The sequence below is a fragment of the Ginsengibacter sp. genome (genome assembly GCF_057362405.1).
The window spans coordinates 1-4121 of the sequence record NZ_JBMQQG010000193.1; the positions used below are offsets into that span (position 1 = coordinate 1).

Sequence of the window (4121 nt, forward strand, 5' to 3'; positions counted from 1 at the left end):
CCCCAGCCAACCCGGTAAATATCGTTTGCCCAGTAAATTAAAATGCCGCTGAAAATCATAACAGCAATTACAGGAAAATTAATCCAGTGAAACCAACGAATGGCGAGAGGATGTTTTTTGATTACTTTTTTCATTAATCTAAATTATTACTTTTTTCGTGTTTTAGTTTTAGTCATTCAATAAGGCGCAATGCTTACGATAGCATCTGCCGCAATTTTGCATGAAATCAAAACAATATGATTAGTAAATTTGTTTCACTTACGTAACCAGGCTTTAAATAGTTGCAGATTTTTTATTTTAAATTGTTAATGAATATCAGCATTTATGGGCGTATGGAGACAAATAGCAGAATACCTCTGGATAAAAAAACGGGATCCCAATGCTCCCCATTCAAAATGGATAGGGTACATGCACGGCATGAACCGGATTTCCATCCTTTTGTTCTTGCTTGCACTTATTATTATGATCATCCGTTTAATTAGGGGATAAATCATTCACTTTTGCCTTATCTTGACGGCCTGCTTGTCCGGGCATGCAGCCATAAATTAATATATAATGAACGAAGAGGAAATACATGATGATAATGAAGAGCTTTTTGAGAAGCTGAGCATTATTTGTGCGATGGGACAAGATCCGTTAAGGATTGATAAATTTTTAATGAACCGGATTGAGGGCGCCACAAGAAATAAAATTCAGCAGGCAATTGAAGCGGAACGGGTATTAGTCAATGAGCATCCAATAAAATCAAATTATAAAGTTAGACCTAATGATAAGATTATTATTTACGACACTTATCTTCCTGAAAGCTCAGAAATTGTTCCTGAAAACATTCCCTTCACCATTGTATATGAAGATGAAGATGTAATGGTAGTTAATAAAGAGCCTGGCATGGTGGTACATCCCGGCAGCGGCAATCCCGGTGGCACTTTGGTGAATGCGGTTGCCTGGTATTTAAAACAAAATAATCCAAACATAACCGAAACTGAACTTGCACGTTTCGGTTTAGTTCATCGAATAGATAAAAACACTTCGGGGCTCCTGGTGATGGCCAAGACGCCAAAAGCAATGACAAATCTTGCCAAACAATTTTTTGATCACACCGTACATCGTAGGTACGTTGCGTTAGTGTGGGGAGATTTTGAAGAGATTGAAGGCACCATCAATGCTCACGTCGGCCGTCACCAAAGATTTAGAAAATTATTTACCACCTATCCTGATGGTGAACATGGTAAAGAAGCCATCACGCATTATAAAGTTTTAGAAAAATTTAATTATGTAACACTCGTTGAATGCAGGCTTGAAACCGGCCGTACGCACCAGATTCGTGTTCATATGCAAATGATCGGCCATCCGCTATTTAATGATGACACTTATGGCGGAGATAGAATTGTGAAAGGCACAGTGTTTACCAAATACAAACAATTTGTTGAAAACTGTTTTGCCATTTGCCCGCGTCATGCTCTACATGCACAGCAACTAGGTTTTATTCACCCCACAACAAAAGAGCAAATGTATTTTGAAAGTGAATTGCCGGAAGATATGAAGGCTTTAATTGAGAAGTGGAGGAAGTATAGTATGAATAGAGGCTTATAACGCTTCAGGTTATTGGCCCTGGCCGTGCGGTAGACCAATTTTTTGCAGACATAATCCCGATGAAAAAAGTGACCGTCCGTCGTGATCTACCTCACAAAATCAAACAATGTCGCAGTAAAAATTCCATGTTCTCTCTTCTTAAAAATAACTTTCCAGTTACCATTATATCTGAGAACAGATGGAACTAAAAGATCACCGGCTTTTGTCATTTGCACTTCCATGTCTACGTTAAAATCGTAGACTCCCGCATCGTAACTTATAGAATAATTGCGGGCTACGATTTCAAAAGTCTTTTCATTGAACCATGTTGTCATTTCGTCTATCACCACGTTACTTTTTTTATCATCCTTCGCCTTAACAGTAAATACATAACAGGGCACACTATTAAAATTGCGGTAATCAATATCCATATCGTATTTGTCGGCCATTGATTTGCTGAATATCTCCGTCTTGTCACTTACAAAAGGCAGCCCATTTATTTTTTTGCCGGGATTGAAGAAAAGCATCTTCAATTGTTCTTTATGCTTTTCTATTCCACTTAGTCCCTTCGTGGAAAACTCGAAACCTTTTACGATGTTAGTTTCTCCGCAAACAGAATCTTTCGTAAAAAAAAGCCCGGCATAAAGTTGCGCCGTATAATAATTAAAGTTTCCTTTTTTATCATACATATTACCAGTGGTCGTTTGCTGCAATACCTGCATTTTCCTGCAATTGTGAGTCCGGATTTGTTTTATTTTGCTCAATAGCGAAGCCTCAATCTTATTATTCTTATCGACCATTCTTATGTCGTTTATAGAAGTATATCCTATAACCCGCAGATTTCGAAAAGCCTTATAGAAAGTAGTATCATTCTTCACTCTCTGTATAAAAGAGGCGACGTCTAATTTATTATTAACAACGATTTCGGAAAGCGTTATATAGTTATTTTCCACTTTAACGGTGGTATCTTTTTTTTGATCCTGCGCAAAAAGGAATAGTGAACTTCCCAACCAAAAAGCCGTCGCAAATAAAGACTTAACCATTCCTGAAATTAGGGATTAATATGAGAGAGAATTGTAATAGTAATATCCTATTTAACGAAAGACATTCTGTAATCAACTGATATCTTGCCTTTGGAAATATTATCCAGCTTACGCTTCAGAAGATTCTTTTTAAGGGGCTTTAAGTAATCTATAAATAATTTTCCGTCTATATGATCATATTCATGAAGAATTACACGGGCCGTAACTCCATTAAAAGTTTTCGAGTGCTGCACAAAATTTTCGTCGAGAAAAGTGATGTAAACTTCTTCCTTTCTTAGTATGTCTTCCCTGATTTTTGGTATACTAAGGCACCCTTCATTATATAGCCAATCTTCGCCATTAATACTGTTTATCTTTGCATTGATAAAGACTCCTTTATAACCTGCATCATTGGGATAATCCCACTTTTCATCATCTTCAAGGCCGGCAATAATCTGCAAACTATCCATCACGAATAACCGGATATCCTTATTAATTTGCGGCGCAGCCAGGCCAACTCCTTTACTGTTATACATGGTTTCCCACATATCCTCAATTAACTTGTTCAATTCGGGATAGTCGGGCGCAATTTCTTTACCTACTTTTCTTAAAACCGGGTTGCCGTATGCTACTATAGGAAGAACCATGAATGTTTTTATTTATTTTAAAATTTCCGCAAATTTAAAACTTTTGAACAGTATTAAATGCAGTTGACAAATATCAGGACTTTAAACGAATTTTATTTATGAAATGCTTTGCATATACTCCTGTAACATAATAGCGGCGGCAATTTCATCCACAGTCCTTTTATTGCGACGATCTTTCTTTTTCATACCCATTTCAAGCATCGCCTGCTTTGCCAGTTTTGAAGTGTATCTCTCATCAACAGTTTTTAAGGGAATATGCGGAAACTCTTTTTTCAGTTTAGCAACAATTGCTTTTACCAGCGGCGTCGCGTGTGTGTCAGAATCATCCAGGTTTCTTGGTTCGCCAATGATTATTAATTCCACTTCCTCCAGTTGAAAATAGTTCTTTAAAAATGAAATCAATTCTTTAGAATCAACGGTTGTTAGTCCGGTCGAAATAATTTGCAAAGGGTCTGTAACGGCAATGCCTGTACGCTTCAGTCCATAATCAATACACAGAATTCTTGCCATTAAAATTTCAGGTGTGAAGATTAAAATAAATATCTATCAAAACAAATAAAGAAAAAATAACAGACGCGATACCGTTTGATGTAAAGAAAGCCCTGTTTACCCTGCTTAAATCTTTTGGTTTTACGAGGGTATGTTGGTAAAACAGAAAGTACCCGAATATGGCGGCGCCTGCCCAATAAAACCAACTAAACTTTCCCAGTACGCCCGCCGTAATTATCGATGCAAACGATAAAACATGAAGAAACTCGCTTACCCGAAGAGCCCTGTTTGCGCCAAGCATAGAAGGTATCGAGCGTAATTGATTCACCTTATCAAACTCCTCATCCTGCAATGCGTAGATAATATCGAAGCCGCTAACCCAAAACAAAAC

Annotated in this window: 6 protein-coding genes; 2 read left to right on the plus strand and 4 right to left on the minus strand. The window is 37.4% G+C overall.

Features of this window, described 5'->3' with window-relative positions:
* Positions 1–324 precede the first annotated feature (324 nt).
* The gene (locus ACO1O5_RS16630) at positions 325–489 is read left to right on the plus strand and encodes a DUF6728 family protein (protein WP_486272199.1); all 165 of its coding nucleotides are present in this window, start codon (positions 325–327) and stop codon (positions 487–489) included.
* 66 nt (positions 490–555) lie between these two features.
* Positions 556–1593, plus strand: coding sequence for an RluA family pseudouridine synthase (locus ACO1O5_RS16635; RefSeq protein ID WP_486272201.1), 1038 nt, complete (start codon positions 556–558; stop codon positions 1591–1593).
* Between the two features lie 86 nt (positions 1594–1679).
* Here ACO1O5_RS16635 and ACO1O5_RS16640 read toward each other — a convergent pair whose 3' ends face one another.
* From ACO1O5_RS16640 to ACO1O5_RS16655, 4 genes are all read right to left on the minus strand, one after another.
* Positions 1680–2615 carry a hypothetical protein gene (locus ACO1O5_RS16640; RefSeq protein WP_486272202.1) on the minus strand — a complete coding sequence of 312 codons (936 nt, stop codon included), beginning with the start codon at positions 2613–2615 and terminating at the stop codon, positions 1680–1682.
* A 47-nt stretch (positions 2616–2662) separates the two neighbouring features.
* Positions 2663–3241 (minus strand): peptide deformylase, encoded by a 579-nt coding sequence (def, locus tag ACO1O5_RS16645; protein ID WP_486272204.1) that lies wholly within the window; start codon positions 3239–3241, stop codon positions 2663–2665.
* 96 nt (positions 3242–3337) lie between these two features.
* A complete protein-coding gene (gene ruvX, locus ACO1O5_RS16650; RefSeq protein WP_486272205.1) occupies positions 3338–3751 on the minus strand; it encodes a Holliday junction resolvase RuvX in 414 nt (137 codons plus the stop codon).
* A 7-nt stretch (positions 3752–3758) separates the two neighbouring features.
* Positions 3759–4121: UbiA family prenyltransferase (locus tag ACO1O5_RS16655; protein ID WP_486272207.1), on the minus strand; the 363-nt coding region annotated here is incomplete at its 5' end.